Genomic DNA, 24,601 nt, shown 5'->3' with positions numbered 1-24,601 from the left:
AATATCCGGAGTGGCGTTTTAACCTGCGCAGCTCGAACACCGAGCCGGTAGTGCGTCTTAACGTGGAGTCCAGAGCGGATACCGCGTTGATGAAGGAGAAAACTGCCGAGTTGCTCAATATGTTAAAAGAGGAATCGCTTTGAGTCCGATGTTTTCAGCGATCTATCGCTATCGTGGTTTTATCATTGACAGCGTTAAACGAGACTTTCAGTCTCGTTATCAAACGAGTTTTTTGGGGGCCGCATGGCTGATTTTACAGCCTGTTGCCATGATTTCCGTCTATACGCTGATCTTTTCGGAGCTGATGAGGGCACGTTTGGCCGGTATGGATGGCCCCTTTGCTTACAGCATCTATCTCTGTTCGGGAGTATTGACGTGGGGATTGTTTACCGAAACGCTTAACAATCTCGTCAACGTTTTTTTGTCGAATGCCAATATTCTCAAAAAACTCAGCTTTCCGCGCATCTGTTTGCCAATTATTATCACTGCTTCTGCATTTATTAACTTTTTGATCATATTTGGTCTGTTTGTACTGTTTCTGCTTATTACCGGTAATTTTCCGGGCTGGATCTTTTTCGAAATTATTCCGGTGTTGATGATACAGATGCTGTTTACTTTGGGCCTGGGCATTATCCTCGGGGTATTGAATGTTTTTGTCCGTGATGTTGGGCAATTTGTTAACATTCTGCTCCAGTTTTGGTTCTGGTTCACTCCCATTGTTTATGTCTCTAAAACTTTACCAGAGTGGGTTTCGGGACTGCTGGCGTATAACCCAATGGCAACAATTATAACGTCTTACCAGAATGTGATGTTGTACCATCAAAGCCCTAACTGGATGGCTTTGCTACCGGTAACCATACTATCCCTTATTCTGTTCTTATTTGCCTGGCGCCTGTTTAAGAAACACTCAGCTGATATTGTGGACGAGATTTGATCATGACCATTAAAGTTCAGAACGTCGGCAAGGCGTATAAATATTACTCATCGAAATGGAACCGGGTTATTGAGAAGCTATTACCGGGCAATAAGTCGCGACATAGCAAAAAGTGGGTACTCAAGGATATTAACTTTAACGTTGAACCTGGCGAGTCTATCGGCATCGTCGGGGTTAATGGCGCCGGGAAGAGTACCTTACTAAAATTGTTAACCGGTACGACTCAGCCTACTGAGGGGTCAATTGAAATTCATGGCCGGGTGGCTGCTCTTTTGGAGTTAGGGATGGGTTTTCATCCTGATTTCACCGGTATTCAGAACGTTTATATGTCCGGCTTAATGATGGGTTTAAATCGCGAAGATATCGAGCGTTTAATGCCGGAAATCGAGGCCTTTGCTGATATAGGCGACTATATAAACCAGCCGGTACGCATCTATTCGAGCGGTATGCAGATGCGTCTGGCTTTTGCGGTCGCCACTGCTTCCCGTCCGGATATTTTGATCGTTGATGAAGCCTTGTCCGTTGGTGATTCTCGTTTCCAGGCTAAATGTTATGCACGGATTGCTGATTTCAAAAAGCAGGGGACAACCTTACTGCTCGTATCTCATAGCGCCGGTGATATAGTTAAGCATTGCGATCGTGCTATCTTCTTGAAAGATGGTAATATTTGCCTCGATGGCACCGCGCGTGAAGTGACCAACCGCTATCTTGATGAGTTATTCGGTAAAGCGGACAAAAATGCTGCGCAAGTGGCTAAAAAACCCAAAAATAGTGACAGCGGCGTCCATATGTCACTTGATGAGGTTGCTGACGTTTTCCATACCCGTCCGGGCTATCGACCTGAAGAATATCGTTGGGGACAGGGGGGCGCAAAGATCATTGATTATCATATCCAAAGCTCCGGGATAGATTATCCACCGTCACTGACTGGAAACCAGCAGACTGACTTCATGATGAAAGTTGTCTTTGAATATGATTTTGACTGCGTAGTGCCTGGTTTGTTAATCAAGACTTTGGATGGTTTATTTCTCTATGGTACCAATTCCTTCCTGGCCTCAGAAGGTCGGGAAAATATTTCGGTATCACGTGGGGACGTTCGGGTATTTAAATTCAGTTTTCCGGTTGATTTAAATAGTGGTGACTATCTTCTGTCGTTTGGCATTTCAGAGGGAAGCCCGCAAACCGATATGACACCGCTCGATCGTCGCTATGACTCCATCATTTTGCATGTAACTAAGAGCATGGATTTCTGGGGTGTGATTGACCTGAAGTCGACGTTCAATAGTTACCAATGAAGATGAGAAAAAATATTCCATGACTACTAATACACATAAATTGGTTAGCGAATTACCTGAGATTTATCAGACTATTTTTGGGCATCCTGAGTGGGATGGTGATGCTGCACGCGACTGTAATGAACGGCTCGCGCTAATTAGTGAAGAATATGACACCTTGTCCAGAGAGTTAGGCAGGCCACTGCGGGTTCTCGATCTGGGCTGTGCGCAGGGATTCTTCAGTTTAAGTCTGGCAAGCAAGGGCGCCAGCGTATTAGGTATCGACTTTCTACAGCAGAACATTGATGTTTGCCAGGCGCTTGCTGAAGAAAACCCACATTGTGATGTTAGATTTCAAGTCGGGCGCATCGAAGACATTATCAGCACGCTGGAAGAAAACCAGTTCGATCTTGCCATTGGGCTAAGTGTTTTTCACCACATAGTTCATCTGCATGGGATTGCGGAAGTCAGAACGCTGCTAGAGCGATTGGCAAACCTGACGCAGGCGATGATTCTCGAACTCGCTGTTAAAGAGGAACCGCTGTATTGGGGGGAATCCCAGCCAGAAGATCCGCGTGAGCTTATTGAACAGTGTGCTTTCTATCGATTGATTGGAAGATTTGACACTCATTTGTCTAATATTTCACGTCCGATGTATATTATCAGTAACCACAGGGTTATTCTTCCGGAATTTAATCAGCCTTTTACTTCATGGCGCGACAGTCCTTATACCGGGGCAGGTTTTGCGCATAAGCAGAGCCGTCGCTATTATTTCTCTTCTGATTTCATATGTAAGTTCTATCGTTATAGTACGGTAAGTGGTTTACTAACTGATAAGGAAAGCGAGCGTAATCGTACAGAACTCGCCCATGAAGAAGCTTTTCTCAAAACTCCGCCATCTGGCTTAAAAGTGCCCGCGTTGTTTACTTCCGGGGGGAATGAAGTTGCGGGATGGCTGGTAATGGAAAAAATACCCGGAGAGCTGTTAAACGACGTTCTGGCCAGCGGACGGCATATTGATCGGGAAAAAGTTATTTCCGATCTTCTCGATCAGCTGGTTATTTTGGAAGAGCATGGCCTGTATCATGATGATTTCAGAACCTGGAATGTTTTAATTGACGATAATGACAGCGCTCGTTTAATAGATTTTGGTTCGGTTGGAAGTGTGCAACAAGACTGCAGCTGGCCAGTTAATATTTTCCAGTCGTTCATTATTTTTGTAAATGAACTGTTTGGTGAAAATAAATCCTGGGGGGGGTTCTGGCGTTCCGCACCATTAAGCCCTTTCCAGTTGCCTGAACCGTATTCAAATTGGTTGACAGCATTCTGGAAACATCCTGTTGGTGAGTGGAATTTTGCTTTACTCCAACGACTCTTTAATACCAAAGATGCTCTACCGGCTGCGAGCTCCGCTATGGATGCTTCTGATCTATGGGTCCGGGCTCAGGAGCCCGTATTGTTGGAAGGTCAAACGCAAATACGCAATACGGATGCGCGGGTTGTCCGTCTCGAGTCGCAAATCAATGAACTCACATCCCTGATAAATATGATGGGTGAGAGTATTCAGACGCTTGAAAATCGTGAGTATCCGCCACAAGACGTTATCACCGATGCACAGCAGTGTGTCGAGGTTGAGCCGAGTCAAACTGTGGATTCTGAAGAGGTTATGCAACTCCATACTCAGCTCAATGATGCGCGACAAGAAGCAGAGAATCTCCGCCATGAAATCGCTAAAATCCATAATAGCCGCTCATGGAAAATGACGAAGTGGTATCGTTATGCTGGCATGCAGTACTATTTACTTCGCCAGTATGGCTTCAGGCAGCGTTGTAAGCATTTACTGAAACGAGTACTTGGCAAAATATTCATTTTTCTGCGTGCACATCCACGGCTAAAGCAGAGAGCTATCAATCTACTGCATAAAGTTGGAATTTATGACTTTGCTTATCGTTTGCATCGTCGTATGAATCCTGGTTCACATAACCCTTATCATAACGACCCACAAAATCAGTCGCAGACTGAAAAACAGATATTACATCCAGAGTTATTGCCTCCGGAAGTTAATTCAATTTTTAGCGAGCTTAAAAACAAGAGATAAGGTGAGTCACTTGCATATTTTGATTGATGTACAAGGATATCAGTCGGAAAGTAAATTCCGTGGAGTTGGTCGCAGCACTTATGAAATGAGTCGTGCGATCATAAAAAATGCTGGCCAGCATCGAGTCAGCATCTTAATGAACGGCATGTATCCGATTGACAGTATTAATGAAATTAAAAATAGCTGGGGTGATATTCTACCGCAGGAAGAAATGTTTATTTTTTCAGCTGCGGGCCCGACAGCTCTTCGCGACCGTGAAAATCAACCGCGGAGTGTTGCCGCTAAACTAGCTCGCGATCTTGCTATTGCTAACATCAACCCCGATATTGTTTTCGTCATTAATTTCTACGAAGGTTTTGACGACAGTTACACCGTCTCAATTCCTCAAACTACAGTGCCGTGGAAGACAGTTTGTGTTTGCCACGATCTCATTCCGTTACTTAATAAAGAACGCTATCTGGGCGAACCGAACTTCCGTCAGTATTATCTTGATAAACTTGCTGAATATGGAAGGTCGGACGCTATTTTTGCTATTTCCAGATCATCCATGCAGGAAGTTATTGATTATACATCAATTCCTGCAGATAAGATCATTAATATTTCATCTGGAGTCAGCGATTTATTTAATATTACAGATTATACTCAAGATGATATCAATGCTTTACGTAACAAATATCATCTGCCTCAAGAGTTTATTCTCTCCTTGGCAATGATAGAGCCGCGTAAAAATATTGAGGCGCTGATTCATGCGTATAGTTTATTACCGGATGCCCTGCAACAGAGTTATCCCTTAGTTTTAGCTTATAAAATTAGCACTGATGAAAAGGAAAGGCTGTACCGCGCTGCAGAGAACTATGGTTTATCCCGCAATCAGCTAGTTTTTACCGGTTTCTTAAACGACGGTGACCTTATTGCACTTTACAATTTGTGCAAAATTTTCGTTTTCCCCTCTATACATGAAGGGTTTGGCCTGCCTCCACTAGAAGCTATGCGCTGCGGCGCGGCTACGCTGGGTTCAAATGTGACCAGCTTACCGGAGGTCATCGGTATGGAAGAGGCTTTATTTAATCCGCAGGATGTTCACGATATTTGCCGTGTTATGCAAAGGGCTTTAACCGATAATGCGTTCTACTCAGCGTTGAAAGCTCATGCTCCGAAGCAGGCGGCAAAATTCACATGGGATCACACCGCGCAACTCGCATTAAAGGGATTTGAAAGGCTTGTTGATACGGCTTCTGCTTCAGAGCCTCTGGATATCACTAGTTTCACCGCAAACACCATTAATCAAATTAAAAATATTGCGGAATTAAGTGAAGCCGAACGCTTACAAACAGCCTGGGCTATTACTCGTAACAGCTTTGCCACGCATCAGCGCAAGCTGCTGGTTGATATTTCTGTCCTTGTCGAACATGATGCGAAAACGGGGATTCAACGAGTTTCCCGTAGTATACTTAGTGAGTTACTGAAATCAGGCGTTGCTGGTTACACCGTCAGTGCGGTTTATTATCGACCGGGTGAATGCTATCGTTATGCCAACGAATATCTGAATACCCATTTTAACGGCCAGTTCGGGCCTGATGAACCGGTACTGTTTACCAAAGATGATATTCTGGTTGCTACCGATCTGACTGCACATCTGTTTCCTGAACTTACTGCCCAGCTGGATTTTATTCGTTTATCCGGCGCCAGGGTTTGTTTTGTTGTGCATGATATCTTGCCTCTGAGAAGGCCGGAGTGGAGCGATGAGGGAATGCAGCGCGTTTTCCCCATTTGGTTATCCTGCATTGCGCAGCACGCTGACCGTCTGATTTGTGTTTCTGCAAGCGTAGCAGAGGATGTGAAATCGTGGATTGCCGAAAATGCCAACTGGGTTAAACCTAATCCATTGCTGCAGGTGAGTAATTTCCATCTTGGCGCCGACCTGGATGCCAGCGTTCCTTCTGTGGGTATGCCGGATAACGCGAATGACTTGCTGACTAAGATGGCTGCCGAACCCTCCTTTATTATGGTGGGAACGATGGAACCTCGCAAAGGCCATGCGCAGACGCTAGCGGCATTTGAGGAATTGTGGCGGCAGGGCAAGAACTACAATCTGTTTATCATTGGTAAACAGGGGTGGCATGTTGATGATTTATGTGAACGTTTACGTCACCACCCACAGCTAAATAAGAGATTATTTTGGCTACAAAATATTAGCGATGAGTTCCTTGCGAAGTTGTATGCTCAGTCTAGTGCGTTAATCTTCGCATCTCTCGGCGAAGGATTTGGGCTACCATTAATTGAAGCTGCGCAGAAAAAATTACCGGTAATCATCCGTGATATTCCGGTGTTTAAAGAGATTGCTCAAGAACATGCATTCTATTTCTCTGGTGAACAGCCGGGAGATATTTCAACAGCGATTGACGAGTGGTTGGAATTATATCGGAAAAATGCTCATCCTCGCTCTGAAAAAATCAACTGGTTGACATGGAAACAAAGTGCAGAATTCCTGGTGGAGAATCTTCCGGTTATTAAATCTGACGCGAATAAATAAACAATATTAGCCGTGGCAGTCTCCTGTGTCACGGTCAAGAGCTTTTATGAAAATTATATTTGCAACTGAGCCAATCAAATATCCATTAACGGGTATCGGTCGTTATTCCCTCGAACTGGTAAAACGATTGGCGGTGGCCAGCGAAATTGAAGAGCTAAAATTATTTCACGGCTCTTCATTTATTGACAGCATTCCCCAGATTGAAAATAAAGCGGATACCCGAGCCAGCAATCACGGTAAGCTGGCGGCTTTTTTACGCCGTCAGCCGTTATTGATTGAAGCCTATCGCGTGTTGCATCCGCGTCGCCAGGCGTGGGCGCTGCGCGATTATAAAGATTATATCTATCATGGGCCTAACTTTTATCTGCCGCATCGTCTGGAACGTGCCGTAACCACATTTCATGATATCTCCATATTCACCTGTCCGGAATTTCATCCAAAGGACCGGGTGCGTTATATGGAAAAGTCACTGCGCGAAAGTCTGGACACGGCAAAGCTTATTTTGACGGTATCTGACTTTTCCCGCAGCGAAATTATCCGGCTGTTTAACTATCCTGCCGATCGGATCGTAACGACCCATCTTGCCTGCAGCGGCGACTATATTCCGCGCAGCCCGGATGAATGTCTACCGGTTCTGCAGAAATATCAGCTGGAGTGGCAGCGCTACGCGCTTTACATCGGCACGATGGAGCCGCGGAAAAATATTCGAGGCCTGTTGCAGGCGTACCAGCTTCTGCCGATGGAGACGCGCATGCGCTACCCGCTGATCCTCAGCGGTTACCGTGGGTGGGAAGATGATGCGCTGTGGCAGATCGTTGAACGCGGGACTCGTGAAGGATGGATCCGTTATCTGGGTTATGTCCCGGATGGCGATCTTCCGTATTTATATGCGGCAGCCAGAACCTTTATTTATCCTTCGTTTTATGAAGGATTCGGATTACCTATTCTTGAAGCAATGTCTTGCGGTATTCCAGTAGTATGCTCCAATGTCACATCATTACCTGAAGTGGCAGGGGATGCGGGGTTGTTATCCGATCCTAACGATGTAGACGCGATAAGCGCTCATATATTGCAAAGTCTGCAGGATGAATACTGGCGGGAGATAGCAGTAGCGCGCGGTTTTATTCAGGCACAACAGTTTTCGTGGGAAACCTGTACGGCCCAGACGATCGATGCCTATAAATTACTCTAAGGGTGCAAGTTGAGAGTTTTACACGTCTATAAGACCTATTATCCGAATACCTACGGTGGTATTGAACAGGTCATTTATCAGTTGTGCCAGGGCTGCGCTCGTCGGGGGATCGCGGCCGACGTCTTCACCTTTTCCCCGGATAAAAATACCGGGCCAGTGGCTTACGAACAGCATCAGGTTATCTATAATAAGCAATTAATTGAAATCGCCTCGACGCCATTCTCACTCGGCGCGTTAAAGCGATTTAATAAAATTAAAGATAACTACGATATTATTAACTATCATTTCCCGTTTCCCTTTATGGATATGCTACATCTGATGGCGCATCCTAAAGCGAAAACCGTTGTCACCTATCATTCCGATATTGTGAAACAAAAGCGGCTAATGAAATTATATCAACCGCTGCAGGAGCAATTTCTCTCCAGCGTTGACTGCATTGTGGCCTCATCGCCAAACTACGTAGCCTCCAGCCAGACGCTGCAAAAATACCTCGATAAAACGGTGGTCATTCCCTTCGGCCTCGAGCAAAAGGATGTGCAGCATAATCCGCAGCGCCTGGCTCACTGGCGAGAGAAAGTCGGCGAGCGCTTTTTCCTTTTTGTCGGCGCATTTCGTTACTATAAGGGATTGCATATTCTGCTGGATGCCGCAGAGCGCAGTCGACTGCCGATCGTTATTGTCGGCGGCGGCCCGCTGGAAGCGGAAGTTCGCCGTGAGGCTGAACAGCGCGGCCTGAATAACGTGATATTCACCGGCATGCTGAACGATGAGGATAAATATATTCTCTTTCATCTGTGCCGCGGGGTGGTCTTTCCCTCGCACCTGCGCTCAGAGGCGTTTGGCATTACCTTACTGGAAGGAGCGCGGTTCGCCCGGCCGTTGATCTCGTGTGAAATTGGCACCGGAACCTCGTTTATCAACCAGGATAAGGTCAATGGTTGCGTGATCCCGCCGGATAACAGCGCAGCGTTGGTCGAAGCGATGAACGAACTGTGGCACAGTGATGAAACGGCAGCGCGCTATGGCGCAAATTCTCGTCGCCGCTTTGAGGAGATGTTTACCGCCGAACATATGATTGATGCCTACGTGAATCTCTACAGCACACTGCTGGAGCAGAAACCCTGATAGGCCGCAAATCGCCCCCGCCAGCGCGGGGGCGCAAGGCATCAGTGACGGCTCTTAAGATTGTTAATCACGTCCGTTAAATTCAGCCCCTGATCCTGCAGCAGCACCAGCAGGTGATACATCAAGTCCGACGCTTCATTCTTCAGCTCGAACTGGTCATGCACCGTGGCGGCCAGCGCGGTCTCAACGCCTTCTTCTCCCACCTTCTGGGCAATGCGCTTGGTGCCGCTAGCGTACAGCTTCGCGGTGTAAGAGCTCTCCGGGTCAGCGTGCTTGCGTTCGGCCAACAGTTGCTCCAGCTGGTAGAGAAACAGCCACTGGTGGCCGGTTTCGCCGAAGCAGCTCGATGTGCCTTTATGGCAGGTTGGGCCAATCGGATTTACCAGCGCCAGCAGGGTGTCGTTATCGCAATCCGGGGTGATGCTCACCACGTTGAGAAAATTACCCGACGTTTCCCCCTTGGTCCACAGACGCTGTTTGGTCCGTGAATAAAAGGTCACTTTACCGGTCTCTTCGGTTTTCGCCAGCGCATCCTGATTCATATAGCCCAGCATCAGCACTTCCCCGGAAACGGCGTGCTGAACGATGACCGGCATCAGACCATCGGTTTTTTGCCAATCCAGCTGTTCACTTAACATACCCTAATCTCCACGCCCTGTGCTGCCAGGTACGTTTTTAGTTCACCAATATTGATAATTTGCTTGTGGAACACCGAGGCGGCCAGCGCGCCGTCGACGTTGGCGTCGCGGAAGGCTTCCAGGAAGTGCTCCATAGTCCCGGCACCGCCGGATGCAATCAGCGGCACGTGGCACACGGCGCGTACCTTGCTTAACTGCTGCAGATCGTAGCCGTTACGCACGCCGTCCTGATTCATCATATTGAGGACGATCTCGCCGGCCCCGCGCTTTTGTACTTCCTGCACCCAGTCCAGCGTTTCCCACTGCGTCACCCGCGTACGGCTCTCATCGCCGGTATATTGATTGACGTGATACTTCCCGCTCTCGGCGTCAAACCAGGTATCGATACCCACGACAATACACTGCACCCCGAACCGATCGGCCAGGCGAGTAATCAGCGTCGGGTCCGCCAGGGCAGGGGAGTTGATGGAGATTTTATCCGCGCCAAAGGAGAGGATTTGCGCCGCCTCTTCCAGCGACTTAATGCCGCCGGCGACGCAGAAGGGAATGTCGATCACTTCCGCAACGCGCGATACCCAGCTTTTATCCACCACGCGACCGTCGCTCGAGGCGGTGATATCGTAGAACACCAGCTCATCCGCGCCTTCGTCGGCATAGCGTTTTGCCAGCGGGACAATATCGCCGATGATTTCGTGATTACGGAACTGCACGCCTTTCACTACCTGGCCGTCGCGAACGTCAAGACAGGGGATTATCCGTTTTGCCAGCATTGAATGGCCTCCGTTACGTTAAATTTACCTTCCAGCAGCGCCCGGCCGACAATCACCCCGCGCACCCCGGTTCCGCGCAGCGCGGCGATATCATGCAGATCGCCAATGCCGCCGGAGGACTGAAACGCCACCTGCGGATAGCGGGCGCAGACTTCTTCATACAGCGAGACGTTAGACCCGGCCAGCGTCCCGTCGCGGGAAATATCGGTACATAGCACGTGCTGCAGGCCGACGGACTGATAGCTCTCCACCAGCTCCTCCAGGGTTACGCCGGAATTCTCCTGCCAGCCGCTAACGGCCACCTGCTTGCTGCCTTGCGCATCGATCCGTACGTCCAGCGCCAGCACCAGATGCTGCGGGCCAAAACGCTTAAACCAGCCTTTCACCACTTCCGGCGACTTCACCGCCGTCGAGCCCACCACCACGCGCACCACGCCCGCGTCAAGCAGGGCGGCCACGTCTTCTTCCGTGCGCACGCCGCCGCCGACCTGCATCGGCACGTTCACGCCAGCCACCAGCGTTTTCAGCAGCGGGATCTGGCGCTTCGCCGGATCTTTCGCCCCGGTCAGATCGACGAGATGCAGTACTTCGGCCCCTTGCGCGGCATAGGATTGCAGGCGCGGCAGCGGATCGTTGCCGTAGTCGCGCTGCTGGCCATAATCGCCCTGATGGAGACGGACGACCGTACCCTCAATTAAATCTAAAGCAGGAATGATCATCACATCTCCAGGAAGTTTTTCAGCAGCTGCGCCCCGGCGCTGCCGGAGCGTTCAGGGTGGAACTGGACGCCAAAAAAGTTATCTTTCTGCACCGCCGCGGTGAAGGCCTCGCCGTAGCTGCACTGAGCGATGGTGTTAACGTTGACCGGCATCGCGTAGCTGTGGACGAAGTAAAAATACGCCCCGTCTTCAATGCCGCGAAACAGACGATCGCCCGCTTTAGCATATACCCGGTTCCAGCCCATATGCGGCAGCGGCAGGCCGTGGTCGGTCATTTTTGGCACGTCCTGGTCGATAATACCCAGCAGGTCGACGCCGTTATTCTCTTCGCTGCGTTTTCCCAGCAACTGCATACCGAGACAAATGCCCAGCACCGGTTGGGTGCAGGCTTTAATCAGATCGATTAAATCCCGTTCGCGCAGCTGGTCCATTGCCGCCTGAGCCGTCCCTACGCCCGGCAGAAACAGTTTATCGGCGCGCAGCACCACGTCCGGGTCACGGCTGACCTGCGGCTCGTAGCCGTGGCGGCTCACCGCAGATTTCACCGAATTGAGGTTGGCGCAGCCGGTATCGAGGATCACCACGTTCATCAGAGTACCCCTTTCGAAGATGGCAGCGTGTCGCCCTGGACGCGGATGGCCTGGCGTAGCGTGCGACCGAAGGCCTTAAACAGGCTCTCAACGCGGTGGTGGTCGTTTTTGCCCTTGGTTTTCAGGTGCAGAGTGACCGCCATGGTATAGGAGAGCGAGCGGAAGAAGTGTTCGACCATCTCGGTGCTCAGATCGCCAACGCGCTGATAGGTAAAATCAGCTTTGTATTCAAGGTGCGGGCGGCCAGAAATATCCAGCGCGCAGCGGGCAAGGCATTCGTCCATCGGCAGCACAAAGCCGAAACGGGCGATGCCGCGCTTGTCGCCGAGCGCCAGCTTCAGCGCTTCGCCCAGCGCAAGGCCGGTGTCTTCCACGGTGTGGTGATCGTCAATATAGAGGTCGCCGCCGACCTTGACCTCCAGACGGAAGCCGCCGTGGGTGGCAATTTGGTCAAGCATATGATCGAAGAAGCCGACGCCGGTGGAGATTTTGCTGCCGCCTTCGCGATCGAGCCACACTTTGACATCCACCTGGGTCTCTTTAGTGATGCGCTCAACGTGGGCGTAGCGGTCGCGACGGGTCAGTTGTTCGCAAATGGTCGGCCAGTCAAGCGTTTCGCGATCGTAGCGCAGTCCGGTAATGCCCATGTTATCCGCCAGCTGAATGTCGGTGGCCCGGTCGCCAATCACGTAGCTATTGGCGGTGTCCATCACCCCTTGCTCCAGCCACGGCAGCACCAGCCTGGTTTTCGGCTTGCGGCAGTCGCAATTATCCGCCGGGAGATGCGGGCAAATCAGCACCTCGTCAAAGTTGACGCCCTGTGAGGAGAAGATCTGCATCATCAGGTTGTGCGGGCCGTCGAACTCGTCCTGCGGCAGGCTGGCGGTTCCCAGTCCGTCCTGATTGGTGATCATCACCAGCTTATACCCTTCCTGCTGCAGTTTGAGCAGGGCCGGGATCACCTGCGGCTCAAACGCCAGCTTATCGAAGCGGTCTACCTGAAAATCAACCGGTGGTTCGGAAATCAGCGTACCGTCACGGTCAATAAAGAGAAACTTCTGGGTCATACATTCTCCGCAGTCAAAGCGTCAATGACGCGCTGGCTCTCTGCACGGGTACCGATAGTGATACGCAAACAGCCGCTTAATGAAGGTTGTTTATTCTGGTCACGTAAGATAATGCCCTGATCCCACAAAGATTTAAACACCGCGCTGGACGCGGTGATCCGCGCCAGTACGTAGTTGGTCTCGGAAGCGAACACCTCTTCCACGCAGGCAATGCTGCGCAGCTGGCTGACCAGATAATCGCGTTCGTTGAGGATCTGCGCCACGCGCTCGCGCATGGCGGCAATCCCTTCCGCACTCAGCGCCTGAGCGGCAATATCGGCGACCGGCGTCGAGAGCGGATAGGGTGCGATAACTTTCAGCAGTACGTTAATGACCTCGACGTTGGCGAGGGTAAAGCCGCAGCGCAGTCCAGCCAGGGCAAACGCCTTGGACAGCGTGCGCAGAACCACCAGATGCGGATACTCGTTCAGCCAGGTTGCCAGCGTCGCCTGCGGGCAGAACTCAATATAGGCTTCATCCGCGACCACGATGGCTTTACCGCGCGCCATCTCCAGCAGGGTGCGGAAATCTTTCGGGTTGATAATCTGTCCGGTCGGGTTATTCGGGCTGCAGACGAAAATCACTTTCACGCCGTCAAGATTGGCTGCGATGCCCGGCAGATCCAGCTGCCAGTCGGCGAGCGTCGGCACCGTACGACAGGTCACGCCGATGGTTTCGGCGCTGACGCTGTACATGCCGTAGGTCGGCGGGCAGTAGAGCACCGCGTCCTGGCCCGGCTCGCAGAAGGCGCGGATCAGTAGTTCAATGCCTTCGTCGGCGCCGCGGCTGACCAGCACCTGCTCCGGCTTAACGCCAGCATACTGCGCATAACGTTCAATGACGGCTTTCGGCTGCGGTTCCGGATAGCGGTTCAGCGTCTGTTCGGTCAGCTGGAACGCAACCGCGGTGGGGAATTCATTGGCGTTCAGCCAGACGTCGCCCTTACCGCCCAGACGGCGAGCAGACTGATACGGCGTCAGCGCGCGGACGTTGGCGCGGGCTAAATCTTCGATGCTCATGCTTGCTCCTTAAGGGCTGCAACGCGCAGCGTAACGGCGTTTTTGTGGGCGTCCAGGCGTTCGGCGGCGGCCAGTATCTCAATGGTAGAAGCGAGGGCGGCGAACCCATCGCGGGACAGCTCCTGCACGGTCATGCGTTTCTGAAAGTCCGCCAGGCCGAGGCTGGAGCAGGTCGCGGTGTAGCCGTAGGTCGGCAGCACATGGTTGGTTCCGGAGGCATAATCCCCGGCGGATTCCGGCGACCAGTCGCCGAGGAACACCGAGCCGGCGCTGGTGATGCCATCGACCAGTTCGCGAGCGTTGCGGGTCTGAATAATCAGGTGTTCAGGGCCGTACTGGTTGGATATTTCCACGCACTGGGCGATATCGCGGGCCACGATGATCCGGCTGGCGGAGAGCGCCTCACGGGCGGTTTCCGCACGCGGCAGCGCGGACAGCTGGCGCTCAACGGCTTCGGCGACGCGGGTGGCCATCGCGCTATCCGGCGTCAGCAGGATCACCTGCGAATCCGGGCCGTGCTCCGCCTGGGAAAGCAGATCAGAGGCGACGAAATCAGGGGTTGCGCCGCTGTCGGCGATCACCAGCACTTCCGATGGCCCGGCGGGCATATCGATAGCCGCGCCGTCAAGACGCTGGCTCACCTGACGCTTGGCCTCGGTGACGAAGGCGTTGCCCGGGCCAAAGATTTTATCGACTTTCGTCACCGACTCCGTGCCGAAGGCGAGGGCGGCAATTGCCTGCGCGCCGCCGACGTTAAAGATATTGCGTACGCCGCATAGCTGGGCGGCATAGAGAATTTCATCGGCAATCGGCGGCGGCGAGCACAGCACGACCTGCTGGCAGCCCGCGATGCGCGCCGGCGTGGCGAGCATCAGGACCGTTGAGAACAGCGGCGCCGAGCCGCCGGGAATATATAAGCCGACGGAGGCGATAGGGCGGGTCACCTGCTGGCAGCGCACGCCCGGCAGGGTTTCCACATCTACGGCCTGCAGCCGCTGCGCGTTGTGAAAGGTTTCGATATTTCTAACCGCTACGGCCATCGCCTGCTTGAGCTCGTCGCTCAGGCGCGCACCAGCGGCGGCAATCTCTTCTTCGCTAACTTTCAGCGCTGTGACCTCGGTTTTGTCGAACTTTGCGCCGTATTCACGCAGGGCCGCATCGCCGTTGTCTTTAACATTATTCAGGATCTCCGCCACCGTTTTGCTGATGCTCTCGGAGGCGGAAATGGCCGGACGCATTAAAAGTTGTTGCTGTTGTTCTGCGCGACAGCCGTTCCAGTCGATAATTGTGTTGAAGCTCATGATTGTTTCCCCTGTTTGTCCCGTGACCGACCCGCCGGATTACTCCATCATCTTCTCAATCGGCAGAACCAGAATGGAGCTGGCGCCCAGCGCTTTCAGTTTTTCCATGGTTTCCCAGAACAGGGTTTCGCTGCTGACCATGTGCATGGCGACGCGCTGCTTGTCCCCCGCCAGCGGCAGGATGGTCGGACGCTCGGCGCCGGGCAGCAGGGCGACAACCTCTTCCAGGCGCTCGGTGGGCGCGTGCATCATGATGTATTTCGATTCGCGAGCCTGAATCACGCCCTGAATACGGGTCAGCAGGCGGTCGATCAGCTGCTGTTTGCTATCCGCCATCTCACCGTCGCGCTGGATCAGGCAGGCTTTGGAGCGGAACATGACTTCCACTTCGCGCAGGCCGTTCGCTTCGAGAGTCGCGCCGGTAGAGACCAGGTCGCAAATCGCGTCGGCCAGGCCAGCGCGCGGGGCCACTTCAACCGAGCCGTTCAGCAGGCAGGATTTAAAGGAGATGCCTTTCTGGTCAAGGTAGCGCTTCAGCAGGTGCGGGTAAGAGGTCGCGATGCGTTTGCCGTCCAGTGCCGCAGGGCCGTCCCAGGGTTCATCCGCCGGGGTCGCCAGCGACAGGCGGCAGCCGCCGAAGTCGAGGCGGCGCAGGGTAAAGTAGCGCGGATCTTCGCCCTGGGCGCGGCGGCTCAGCAGCTCTTCTTCCAGCACGTTTTCACCGATAATCCCCAAATCGACCACGCCGTCCATGATAAGGCCAGGAATATCGTCATCACGCACGCGCAGAATATCGATCGGCATATTTTCCGCCATCGCGATCAGGCGCTGGGTGTGCAGATTCACTTTGATGCCGCAGCGGCTGAGTAATTCGCGTGAATCTTCGCTTAAACGCCCTGATTTCTGAATAGCTATGCGTAAACGGCTGTTGTCTAACATTGTTATTTTCCTCTGTAACCCTGTCTGAATCTGTCCGAATGCGGTCCAAAAAAAAGCCCCCGGAAGTGAATCTTCCGGGGGCTCTCTTTGCGTTCATGCACCACTGGAAGATCCAAATGTCTTCCAGCACACATCGCCTGAAAGACTAGTCAGGATGATGGTGATGATGGTGGTTTTTAAATTGAACGCTGTTCATAAAATTCTCTGTGAATGACTATGCATTTGATGCCTTTTAACCTAAACCACTTCACTCGCATAAAGCAAGGGCTTTTTTCTATCATTAATTCATTTCATATTGACCGAAGAAATTGTCAGTTGCCGCCGGCTGGCGTAGCCTTAAGTCAGCACAGCGAAAATTCAGGAGCAAGGGGATGAAGAAGGTCGCAATTGTAGGATTAGGATGGCTGGGTATGCCGCTTGCGCTGTCGTTGATGTCGCGGGGATGGCAGGTCACCGGCAGTAAGACCACCCAGGATGGCGTGGAGGCGGCGCGGATGTGCGGTATCGACAGCTACCCGCTGCGTCTGGAGCCGCAGCTGGTCTGCGACGCTGAGGACCTGGATGCATTAATGAACGTCGACGCGCTGGTGATTACCCTGCCGGCGCGCCGGACCGGGCCGGGAGACGACTTCTATCGTCAGGCGGTACAGGAAATCGTTGATACCGCGCTCGCGCATCACGTGCCGCGCATCCTGTTTACCAGCTCGACTTCCGTCTACGGCAACGCCAGCGGCACGCTGAAAGAGAGCTCGCCCCGTAATCCGCAAACCGCCAGCGGACAAGTGCTGAAAGAGCTGGAGGACTGGCTGCACAATCTTCCTGGCACCTCGGTGGACATTCTGCGCCTTTCCGGGCTGGTGGGGCCGTCTCGTCACCCGGGGCGCTTTTTTGCCGGAAAATCCGCGCCGGACGGCCAGCACGGCGTGAACCTGGTACACCTCCAGGATGCGATCGCCGCGATCGAGCTGTTATTGCAGTCCCCGAAAGGCGGACGCATCTATAATATATGTGCGCCTAAGCATCCCGCGCGCGGCGTCTTTTATCCGCTGATGGCCCGCGAGCTTGGGCTTCCCGTTCCCGTCTTCTCTGATAACCCGGAAAACGGTAGCGGCAAGATCGTGGATGGCAGCCGTATTTGCAACGAACTGGGGTTTGAATACCAATACCCCGACCCGCTGGTGATGCCGATGGAGTGATCCGCCAGCGTTGAATCGCGTACCGTAAGGGGGTAGCGATGAAACCACTGCTGGATGTGCTCGTCATTCTTGATGCCCTCGACAAAGAGGGCAGTTTTGCCGCCGCCTCGGCAAAGCTTTATAAAACGCCCTCCGCGCTGAGCTATACCATTCATAAGCTGGAAAGCGACCTCAATATTCAACTACTCGATCGCAGCGGCCACCGGGCGCGCTTTACCCGTACCGGTCAGATGCTGCTGGAAAAAGGGCGCGACGTGCTGCATACCGCCCGCGAGCTGGAAAAGCAGGCCGTCAGGCTGCATCAGGGCTGGGAAGACAGGCTGGTGCTGAACGTTGATAGCGGTTTCCCGTTTTACCTGTTGGCACCGCTGATAACGGCGTTTTATCGCCAGCATCACGCCACCCGTCTGGAATTTCGCCGTGACACCCTCGCAGCAGGCTGGCAGACCCTGGCGGAAGGGCGGGCGGATCTGCTGCTCGGGGTTCAGAGCGACCCGCCGGCGCTAAGCGGCTACGGTTGTCTGCTTCTCGGTGAACTGACGCAGGTATTTGTCGTTTCGCCCCAGCATCCGCTGGCGCAAATTACCGAACCGCTGAGCTGGCGCACGTTGCGCCGTTATCGCGCGATTGCCAACTGCGGCTTGTTGCCGCAGGCAGAAAATCAGGACAGCCTGACGGTATTCGATCTTTCCGGCCAACTGACGCTGCTTTGCGCCGGGCTGGGGTGGGGCTATTTGCCGCTATTTCAGGTGCAGCCTTTATTAGCGCGCGGCGAGCTGCGAATAATTCAAACCAGGATGGTTGCGCCGGTAAACCGCGCGTGGATTGGCTGGCATGAAGAGGGCGGTGGTCTGGCGGGCGAGTGGTGGCGAGCAGAGATATTAGCAAATAGTGCTATCCATCAGGTCTATAATACTAAAATCGTATGAATATTAATCTGTTAGAGATTAGCCGTAATTATTAAGCCTTGCAACATCTTGTCATCGTGCCAGTAGTTGTTGCAAAATACGCGTCCTGAAAATCAGAAACTGGCCGACGCTTTTTTAAAGTGTCGGTTATTTTTTTGGTTGAAAGACACATCATTCAATACCAAGAGGCCGGGCTTCGTACCGGATAGATATTTACTAAAAACCGACAGTGGTTGTCGCTGAGGAATACAAAGAAATGGGGCAATTTTTTGCTTACGCGCTGGCGTTCACCGTAAAAGGGGATAACTATGTCGCATAACGCTACTCCAAAAACCTCTCGCGTGGAATTACGTAAAACGCTTACGTTGATTCCGGTTGTAATGATGGGCCTTGCCTATATGCAGCCAATGACGCTGTTCGATACGTTTGGTATCGTCTCTGGATTGACTGATGGTCACGTTGCGACGGCTTACGCCTTCGCGCTGATCGCCATTCTCTTCACGGCGCTGAGCTACGGTAAACTGGTTCGCCGTTTTCCGTCGGCGGGTTCCGCTTATACCTACGCACAGAAATCCATTAGCCCGGCCGTTGGCTTTATGGTTGGCTGGTCATCGCTGCTGGACTATCTGTTCATGCCGATGATCAACATTCTGCTGGCAAAAATTTACTTTGAAGCGCTGGTGCCTTCCATTCCGTCGTGGATCTTCGTTGTTGCGCTGGTGGCCTTTATGACCATCTCCAACCTGCGCAGCATTAAGACCGTGGCGAACTTCAACACCCTGATCGTTATCCTGCAGATGGGTATCGTAGCGGTGATTGTTGGCCTGATTATCTACGGCGTTATGCACGGCGAAGGCGCGGGCACGCTGACCAGCACCCGTCCGTTCTGGTCTGAAGGCGCGCACGTGGTGCCGATGATTACCGGTGCGACCATTCTCTGCTTCTCGTTCCTCGGTTTCGACGGTATCTCTTCGCTGTCTGAAGAAACCAAAGACGCAGAGCGCGTGATCCCGAAGGCTATCTTCCTGACGGCGCTGATTGGTGGCCTTATCTTTATCGGGGCTTCCTACTTCCTGCAGCTGTACTTCCCGGATATCTCGCGCTTTAAGGATCCGGACGCATCGCAGCCTGAAATCATGCTGTACGTTGCGGGCAAAACCTTCCAGTGGGGCGTGCTGATTTTCTCCAGCGTCACCGTACTGGCGTCCGGCATGGCTGCGCACGCGGGCGTTTCCCGTCTGATGTACGTGATGGGCCGCGACGGCGTGTTCCCGACGCGTTTCTTTGGTTACGTGCATCCGAAATGGCGGACTCCGGCGTGGAACGTACTGCTGGTTGGCGCGATTGCGCTGCTGGCGATTAAATTCGACCTCGTGACGGCAACGGCGCTGATTAACTTCGGTGCGCTGGTGGCGTTCACCTTCGTTAACCTGTCGGTGATCTCACAGTTCTGGATCCGTGAAAAACGCAACAAGACGCTGAAAGACCACTTCAACTATCTGGTTCTGCCGGTGTGCGGCGCGCTGACCGTCGGCGCGCTGTGGATCAACCTGGAAGAGAGCTCCATGGTTCTCGGCCTGATCTGGGGCGGTATTGGTCTGGTCTACCTGGCCTGCGTGACCAAAAGCTTCCGCAACCCGGTACCGCAGTACGAAGACGTTGCCTGATCGCGTTTAGTGATGAGAAAGCCGGAGGGAAACCTCCGGCTTTTTTGTTTCTGGCGGATGTCGATCTTTCCGGCTCGCGCTACGCTTAGCCGGACTACAGTTTCACCGCTGCCCACGGTCTGGTAGCCCGGGTAAGGCGTGTACGCCGCAACCCGGGATTCCCGGGCACGAGTTCGTGTGGTTTTGCGGAGCGGTAGCCCGGATAGATGCGCAGCACCGCCTCCGGCAGATTCGGCAGAAATGTGGGCGATTTACTTCTCCTGCTGCATCACCTTAAGCAGCGTATCCAGCAGGCCGGGAAAGCGCGCGTCTAAATCTTCCCGGCGCAGCGAAATCAAATTCTCCCGCCCCTGAGGCCGCTGCCAGATCACCCCGCTGTCGCGCAGGACGCGCCAGTGGTGAGTCATGGTCGACTTCGCCACATCTTCATGACGCAGGGCGTTACAGCTCTGCTCGCTGCCGTCGGCAAGGATCCGGATAATCTCCAGCCGCAGCGGGTTACCGAGGGCGAAAAGCACATTTTCGAGGCGAATTTGTTCACGTTCGGGGTGATTGGCGATCATAATATTCCTGTATCGGCGGCGGCGCAGATCCGCGAGCAGCAGCCGTTATCGGCGGCTGGCCGGTAATATACCCAAACTCTTTTTCTAAAGCCACGCGCGTCGTCGCAGCCATACCAATCGTAACGATAGCAAAAATAGTTCGAATATACTCGTACAGTTGTACTATGATGAAAGCCGTTAAATGAACGGCGGCTCATTCCGGCCGCTGACTGACAGTCAAAATGACTAAGGACGCATCATGCCCCGACCCATCCCCCTCGAACGTTATCGCAACATCGGTATCTCCGCGCATATCGATGCCGGCAAAACCACCACCACCGAGCGCATCCTGTTTTACACCGGGATGAGCCACAAGCTGGGGGAAGTACACGATGGCGCGGCAACTACCGACTGGATGGCGCAGGAGCAGGAGCGTGGGATCACCATTACGTCCGCGGCGGTGAGCTGCTTCTGGCCCGGCATGGACCGCAGCTTTGAGCCACACCGGATTAATATCATCGATACCCCCGGGCACGTGGATTTCACCATTGAAGTCGAGCGCTCTATGCGCGTACTGGACGGTGCGGTCATGGTTTACGACTCCGTGGGCGGCGTGCAGCCGCAGTCGGAAACCGTCTGGCGCCAGGCGAACAAATACCACGTACCGCGCCTGGCCTTCGTCAACAAGATGGACCGCCCCGGCGCGGATTTTTTCCGCGTGGTGCAGATGATGACCGATCGCCTGAAGGCGAACCCGGTACCGATTGTGATCCCGGTGGGCGCCGAAGAGCACTTCACCGGCGTGGTGGACCTCATCAAAATGCGCGCTATTTTGTGGGATGACGCCACCCAGGGAATGACCTTCAGCTATGCGCCGGTGCCCGACGAACTGCTGGAAACCGCCCGGTTGTGGCGGGAAAAAATGGTTTCGGCGGCGGCGGAAGCCAGCGACGAACTGATGGATAACTATCTCGAAACCGGCGAGTTGAGCGAGGCGGAAATCGTCGCCGGACTGCGTCAGCGCACGGTGAAGGGGGAAATCCAGGCAGTGCTGTGCGGCAGCGCGTTTAAAAACAAAGGCGTGCAGCGGATGCTTGATGCGGTGGTTGAGCTGATGCCATCGCCGCTGGATATTCCGGCGATTCAGGGCGTGGATGAGAAAGGGCAGCCCGCTGAACGTCACCCGAGCGACGACGAACCGTTCTCGGCGCTGGCATTTAAACTGATGACCGACCCCTACGTCGGCCAGTTGACCTTTATCCGCGTCTATTCCGGGACGCTGAAAAAAGGCGATGCGGTGTGGAATCCGGTGAAAGGCAAGAAAGAGCGCATCGGCCGCATCGTGCTGATGCAGGCCAACGATCGCCATGAAGTGGACGAACTGCACGCCGGAGATATTGCCGCCTGCGTCGGCCTGAAGGATGTCACCACCGGCGACACGCTGTGCGACCCTGATGCGGTGATTACCCTTGAACGGATGGAGTTCCCGGAGCCGGTGATTTCGCTGGCGATAGAACCGAAAACCAAAGCCGATCAGGAGAAAATGGGCATCGCCCTGCAGCGGCTGGCGGCGGAAGATCCGTCGTTTCGTCTGCATACTGACGAGGAGTCCGGCCAGACGATTATTTCCGGGATGGGCGAACTGCATCTGGAGATTATCGTTGACCGCATGAAGCGCGAGTTTGGCGTCGAGGCGAATATCGGGCGTCCGCAAGTGACCTATCGCGAGACGATCCGCAAAACGGTCAAAGAGGTGGAAGGCAAGTTTGTTCGCCAGTCCGGCGGTAAAGGGCAGTACGGTCACGTGGTGCTGAGCCTTGAACCGCTGGCGCCGGGAAGCGGTTTCGTGTTTGAGGACGCGACCAAAGGCGGCGTGGTGCCGCGCGAGTACATCCCTTCAGTCGAAAAAGGGCTGCGCGAAGCGATGGGCACCGGCGTGCTGGCTGGATATCCGGTGGTGGATATTAAGGCGACCCTGACGTTTGGTTCGTATCACGACGTCGACTCCTCGGAGATGGCTTTCCGGATGGCGGCGATATTCGGCTTCAAGGAAGGGGCGCGCAGGGCCGACCCGGTTATTCTTGAACCGGTGATGCACGTGGAAGTGGAGACCCCGGAAGAGTACGCCGGCAATATTATGGGCGATCTCTCTTCCCGGCGCGGGATGGTGCAGGGAATGGAGGAGCGGTTCGGCAGCCAGATTATTCGCGCCGACGTGCCGCTGGCCGAGATGTTTGGCTATTCCACTACGCTGCGTTCAATGTCCCAGGGCCGGGCGACCTACAGCATGGAGTTCCACCACTACGCGGAAGCCCCGCGCAACGTGGCTGAGGCGATTATCGCCAGCCGCGCCAAAGGCTAAACTACGTTCCCGGGTGCGACGTGAGGCGTCTTACCCGGGATACGAGTCCTGCCACCGTTGGTAGCCCGGGTAAGGCGTTAGCCGCAACCCGGGAATTTCTTCCAGTCAAACAATATCCTGCGCGTACTGCCACAGCGCCTTCAGCTGCGCCAGCTTCTCTTTATCATCCGCATATTGCTGATACAGCATCTGTAGCTCATCGGCGTAGGCCTGCAAAAACTCTGGCGTAAACACCTGGCGACGGTGCTCCAACCAGCGCTGCTGCTCGGCTTCATCCAGCGTGCCCGGGTAATTGCGCGCGCGATAGTTGAACAGTAGACGCTCAATACGCTTGTCGGCAAAGGTAATGTCCAGCGCCGGCAGATTGCGCGGCTCCGTCTCGAGTACGATTTTCATCGCCGCGCGGTCGGCATCGCTGAAAAAGCCGTTATACAGCTGTGCATCGACGTTATCGGACGGCACAAACGGCTCCGCTTCGGCATAAATCGCCACCACTTTCTCGCGCACCTGTGGATTAGCCCGCAGCCGCTGGGCGTTCTCCAGACAGCGCTGGATATTGATGCCCAATCGGTCAGCATCCTGCGGGCGCAGGGTATTTTGCTGCGCCAGCACCGGGCACTTATTGAGGTGGACCAGCTTGATCGGCACCGCAGCCAGATCGCCCAACTCGCTTTTCGGCGTATACAGCCGTTCGCGCAGGGCATCGGCATCCAGATCCAGCAGAGGGGCGATGTCACCGGCCAGGTCGACCATAATCACCGCGTTACGGTTATCCGGGTGCCACGCCAGCGGGGCGACCAGGCTGGTGTTGCCGCGTGCCGCGCCGAACATACCGGAAACATGCACCAGCGGCTTGATTTGCGGCACGTCAATCAGCGTCGCCAGCTTGCGCTTGTTGCGGTGGGCGTAAAGATAGTCGAACAGGCGCGGCTGCTGAGTCTTCACCAGCTTTGCCATCGCGATAGTGGCGTAAACGTCGGCCATCGCGTCGTGGGCGTTGCTGTGTTCGATGCCGTTAGCGACGGTCAGATGCTCCAGCCGGAAGCTCGGTAAGCCCTCATCATTTTCCGGCCAGTTGATCCCCTCGGGGCGCAGCGCATAGCAGGCGCGCATCACGTCCAGCAGATCCCAGCGGGAGTTGTCATGCTGCCAGCTCCAGGCGTAAGGATCGTAAAAATTGCGATAGAAGATATTGCGCGTGACTTCATCATCGAAGCGCACGTTGTTGTAGCCGACGATGCAGGTTTTCGGCACCGTGAACAGATCGTGAACGCGGCGGGCAAACGCGGCTTCGTTGTCGCCTTTGGCATTGGCCTCCTGCGGCGTTATCCCGGTGACCATTACCGCCTGCGGCTGCGGCAGATAGTCGTCGGCGAGCCTGCAGTAGAACACTTCAGGTTCGCCGACGACATTCAGGTCTTCATCGGTACGGATGGCGGCAAACTGCGACGGCCGGTCGAGCGAAGGGCTGGTGCCGAAGGTCTCGTAATCGTGAAACAAAAATCCGGGCTGGTTGGCGCTATCTTGCATAATCTGTTCATTATCCCTGGTGGCGAGCAGCCATCATGGTAAACGATTTGCCGGGCCATCAGAAGGGTATCGGCTTTACCTGACACCGCCAGTGTCATATTTTCTTGCAATTAAACCCTGATATGAAACGAGAAGTTCCGTAAAAAGGACGGCGAATC

21 protein-coding genes, 1 pseudogene and 1 other annotated feature are annotated in these 24,601 nt (G+C 53.8%); of the genes and pseudogenes, 11 read left to right on the top strand and 11 right to left on the bottom strand.

All coding sequences use genetic code 11. The annotated features are described in order from the left end of the window. From ABLV11_RS04230 to ABLV11_RS04200, 7 genes and pseudogenes are all read left to right on the top strand, one after another. Window positions 1-143, top strand: a pseudogene (locus ABLV11_RS04230) (phosphomannomutase CpsG); the annotation flags it as partial. A gap of 5 nt (window positions 144-148) precedes the next feature. After that, window positions 149-934: an O9 family O-antigen export ABC transporter permease subunit gene (gene wzm / locus ABLV11_RS04225; RefSeq protein WP_023321275.1), complete on the top strand. Its 786-nt coding sequence runs from the start codon at window positions 149-151 to the stop codon at window positions 932-934. Between the two features lie 2 nt (window positions 935-936). After that, window positions 937-2,229 (top strand): ABC transporter ATP-binding protein, encoded by a 1,293-nt coding sequence (locus tag ABLV11_RS04220; RefSeq protein WP_023321274.1) that lies wholly within the window; start codon window positions 937-939, stop codon window positions 2,227-2,229. Between the two features lie 19 nt (window positions 2,230-2,248). Next, complete coding sequence (locus ABLV11_RS04215; RefSeq protein WP_224330630.1) at window positions 2,249-4,306, top strand: class I SAM-dependent methyltransferase; 2,058 nt, start codon at window positions 2,249-2,251, stop codon at window positions 4,304-4,306. A 10-nt stretch (window positions 4,307-4,316) separates the two neighbouring features. Beyond that, window positions 4,317-6,839 carry a glycosyltransferase family 1 protein gene (locus ABLV11_RS04210; protein ID WP_126489318.1) on the top strand — a complete coding sequence of 841 codons (2,523 nt, stop codon included), beginning with the start codon at window positions 4,317-4,319 and terminating at the stop codon, window positions 6,837-6,839. Between the two features lie 46 nt (window positions 6,840-6,885). After that, window positions 6,886-8,031, top strand: a complete 1,146-nt coding sequence (locus ABLV11_RS04205; RefSeq protein WP_016809192.1) for a glycosyltransferase family 1 protein — start codon at window positions 6,886-6,888, stop codon at window positions 8,029-8,031. 9 nt (window positions 8,032-8,040) lie between these two features. Next, the gene (locus ABLV11_RS04200; RefSeq protein WP_348855189.1) at window positions 8,041-9,156 is read left to right on the top strand and encodes a glycosyltransferase family 4 protein; all 1,116 of its coding nucleotides are present in this window, start codon (window positions 8,041-8,043) and stop codon (window positions 9,154-9,156) included. Between the two features lie 41 nt (window positions 9,157-9,197). Here ABLV11_RS04200 and hisIE read toward each other — a convergent pair whose 3' ends face one another. From hisIE to hisL, 9 genes are all read right to left on the bottom strand, one after another. Next, on the bottom strand, window positions 9,198-9,794 hold the full coding sequence (hisIE, locus tag ABLV11_RS04195; protein WP_004103655.1) for a bifunctional phosphoribosyl-AMP cyclohydrolase/phosphoribosyl-ATP diphosphatase HisIE: 597 nt from the start codon (window positions 9,792-9,794) through the stop codon (window positions 9,198-9,200). After that, window positions 9,788-10,564 carry an imidazole glycerol phosphate synthase subunit HisF gene (gene hisF / locus ABLV11_RS04190; RefSeq protein WP_004113932.1) on the bottom strand — a complete coding sequence of 259 codons (777 nt, stop codon included), beginning with the start codon at window positions 10,562-10,564 and terminating at the stop codon, window positions 9,788-9,790. Before hisF ends, hisIE begins: the two co-directional genes overlap by 7 nt. Then, the gene (gene hisA / locus ABLV11_RS04185; RefSeq protein ID WP_348855188.1) at window positions 10,546-11,283 is read right to left on the bottom strand and encodes a 1-(5-phosphoribosyl)-5-[(5-phosphoribosylamino)methylideneamino]imidazole-4-carboxamide isomerase; all 738 of its coding nucleotides are present in this window, start codon (window positions 11,281-11,283) and stop codon (window positions 10,546-10,548) included. The genes hisF and hisA overlap by 19 nt, the downstream gene beginning before the upstream one ends. Beyond that, entirely contained in the window at window positions 11,283-11,873 is a 591-nt protein-coding gene (gene hisH / locus ABLV11_RS04180; protein ID WP_004103646.1) for an imidazole glycerol phosphate synthase subunit HisH, read from the bottom strand. The genes hisA and hisH overlap by 1 nt, the downstream gene beginning before the upstream one ends. Continuing rightward, window positions 11,873-12,940, bottom strand: coding sequence for a bifunctional histidinol-phosphatase/imidazoleglycerol-phosphate dehydratase HisB (gene hisB / locus ABLV11_RS04175; RefSeq protein ID WP_004103644.1), 1,068 nt, complete (start codon window positions 12,938-12,940; stop codon window positions 11,873-11,875). Before hisB ends, hisH begins: the two co-directional genes overlap by 1 nt. After that, a complete protein-coding gene (gene hisC, locus ABLV11_RS04170; RefSeq protein WP_004103642.1) occupies window positions 12,937-13,998 on the bottom strand; it encodes a histidinol-phosphate transaminase in 1,062 nt (353 codons plus the stop codon). Before hisC ends, hisB begins: the two co-directional genes overlap by 4 nt. Next, a complete protein-coding gene (gene hisD / locus ABLV11_RS04165) occupies window positions 13,995-15,299 on the bottom strand; it encodes a histidinol dehydrogenase (protein WP_108704794.1) in 1,305 nt (434 codons plus the stop codon). Before hisD ends, hisC begins: the two co-directional genes overlap by 4 nt. A gap of 39 nt (window positions 15,300-15,338) precedes the next feature. Continuing rightward, window positions 15,339-16,238 carry an ATP phosphoribosyltransferase gene (gene hisG, locus ABLV11_RS04160; protein WP_004113925.1) on the bottom strand — a complete coding sequence of 300 codons (900 nt, stop codon included), beginning with the start codon at window positions 16,236-16,238 and terminating at the stop codon, window positions 15,339-15,341. Between the two features lie 47 nt (window positions 16,239-16,285). Further along, window positions 16,286-16,408, bottom strand: a sequence feature (His leader region). Continuing rightward, a complete protein-coding gene (hisL, locus tag ABLV11_RS04155; protein WP_009654477.1) occupies window positions 16,384-16,434 on the bottom strand; it encodes a his operon leader peptide in 51 nt (16 codons plus the stop codon). (Overlaps the previous feature by 25 nt.) 175 nt (window positions 16,435-16,609) lie before the next feature. On the opposite strand from hisL, the gene ABLV11_RS04150 reads away from it, so the two are divergent. The 3 genes from ABLV11_RS04150 to ABLV11_RS04140 all read left to right on the top strand — a co-directional run bounded on the left by ABLV11_RS04150 (window position 16,610) and on the right by ABLV11_RS04140 (window position 20,009). After that, on the top strand, window positions 16,610-17,434 hold the full coding sequence (locus tag ABLV11_RS04150; RefSeq protein ID WP_004103637.1) for an SDR family oxidoreductase: 825 nt from the start codon (window positions 16,610-16,612) through the stop codon (window positions 17,432-17,434). A 38-nt stretch (window positions 17,435-17,472) separates the two neighbouring features. Further along, window positions 17,473-18,363 (top strand): LysR substrate-binding domain-containing protein, encoded by an 891-nt coding sequence (locus ABLV11_RS04145; protein ID WP_348855187.1) that lies wholly within the window; start codon window positions 17,473-17,475, stop codon window positions 18,361-18,363. 287 nt (window positions 18,364-18,650) lie between these two features. Further along, on the top strand, window positions 18,651-20,009 hold the full coding sequence (locus ABLV11_RS04140; RefSeq protein WP_004103635.1) for an APC family permease: 1,359 nt from the start codon (window positions 18,651-18,653) through the stop codon (window positions 20,007-20,009). A 251-nt stretch (window positions 20,010-20,260) separates the two neighbouring features. On the opposite strand, the gene ABLV11_RS04135 is transcribed toward ABLV11_RS04140, so the two are convergent. After that, a complete protein-coding gene (locus ABLV11_RS04135; protein WP_004103633.1) occupies window positions 20,261-20,572 on the bottom strand; it encodes a helix-turn-helix domain-containing protein in 312 nt (103 codons plus the stop codon). 238 nt (window positions 20,573-20,810) lie between these two features. Here ABLV11_RS04135 and fusA point away from each other — a divergent pair, with 238 nt between their 5' ends. Further along, window positions 20,811-22,913 (top strand): elongation factor G, encoded by a 2,103-nt coding sequence (gene fusA, locus ABLV11_RS04130; RefSeq protein ID WP_032728444.1) that lies wholly within the window; start codon window positions 20,811-20,813, stop codon window positions 22,911-22,913. 105 nt (window positions 22,914-23,018) lie between these two features. On the opposite strand, the gene sbcB is transcribed toward fusA, so the two are convergent. Then, window positions 23,019-24,443, bottom strand: coding sequence for an exodeoxyribonuclease I (sbcB, locus tag ABLV11_RS04125; protein ID WP_032728443.1), 1,425 nt, complete (start codon window positions 24,441-24,443; stop codon window positions 23,019-23,021). Window positions 24,444-24,601 lie beyond the last annotated feature (158 nt).

The organism is Klebsiella sp. GW_Kp181, from assembly GCF_040062315.1.
Classification (GTDB): Bacteria; Pseudomonadota; Gammaproteobacteria; order Enterobacterales; family Enterobacteriaceae; genus Klebsiella; species Klebsiella oxytoca.
This window is presented reverse-complemented; position numbering and strand designations above follow the sequence as displayed.

Coding starts and splice junctions, on each gene's coding strand:
- ABLV11_RS04135 (WP_004103633.1), bottom strand. CDS start 20,572: ATGATCGCCAATCACCCCGAACGTGAACAAATTCGCCTCGAAAATGTG.
- ABLV11_RS04150 (WP_004103637.1), top strand. CDS start 16,610: ATGAAGAAGGTCGCAATTGTAGGATTAGGATGGCTGGGTATGCCGCTT.
- hisA (WP_348855188.1), bottom strand. CDS start 11,283: ATGATCATTCCTGCTTTAGATTTAATTGAGGGTACGGTCGTCCGTCTC.
- hisB (WP_004103644.1), bottom strand. CDS start 12,940: ATGACCCAGAAGTTTCTCTTTATTGACCGTGACGGTACGCTGATTTCC.
- ABLV11_RS04145 (WP_348855187.1), top strand. CDS start 17,473: ATGAAACCACTGCTGGATGTGCTCGTCATTCTTGATGCCCTCGACAAA.
- hisD (WP_108704794.1), bottom strand. CDS start 15,299: ATGAGCTTCAACACAATTATCGACTGGAACGGCTGTCGCGCAGAACAA.
- hisF (WP_004113932.1), bottom strand. CDS start 10,564: ATGCTGGCAAAACGGATAATCCCCTGTCTTGACGTTCGCGACGGCCAG.
- hisH (WP_004103646.1), bottom strand. CDS start 11,873: ATGAACGTGGTGATCCTCGATACCGGCTGCGCCAACCTCAATTCGGTG.
- hisC (WP_004103642.1), bottom strand. CDS start 13,998: ATGAGCATCGAAGATTTAGCCCGCGCCAACGTCCGCGCGCTGACGCCG.
- wzm (WP_023321275.1), top strand. CDS start 149: ATGTTTTCAGCGATCTATCGCTATCGTGGTTTTATCATTGACAGCGTT.
- ABLV11_RS04205 (WP_016809192.1), top strand. CDS start 6,886: ATGAAAATTATATTTGCAACTGAGCCAATCAAATATCCATTAACGGGT.
- hisG (WP_004113925.1), bottom strand. CDS start 16,238: ATGTTAGACAACAGCCGTTTACGCATAGCTATTCAGAAATCAGGGCGT.
- sbcB (WP_032728443.1), bottom strand. CDS start 24,443: ATGCAAGATAGCGCCAACCAGCCCGGATTTTTGTTTCACGATTACGAG.
- ABLV11_RS04140 (WP_004103635.1), top strand. CDS start 18,651: ATGTCGCATAACGCTACTCCAAAAACCTCTCGCGTGGAATTACGTAAA.
- ABLV11_RS04215 (WP_224330630.1), top strand. CDS start 2,249: ATGACTACTAATACACATAAATTGGTTAGCGAATTACCTGAGATTTAT.
- ABLV11_RS04220 (WP_023321274.1), top strand. CDS start 937: ATGACCATTAAAGTTCAGAACGTCGGCAAGGCGTATAAATATTACTCA.
- fusA (WP_032728444.1), top strand. CDS start 20,811: ATGCCCCGACCCATCCCCCTCGAACGTTATCGCAACATCGGTATCTCC.
- hisIE (WP_004103655.1), bottom strand. CDS start 9,794: ATGTTAAGTGAACAGCTGGATTGGCAAAAAACCGATGGTCTGATGCCG.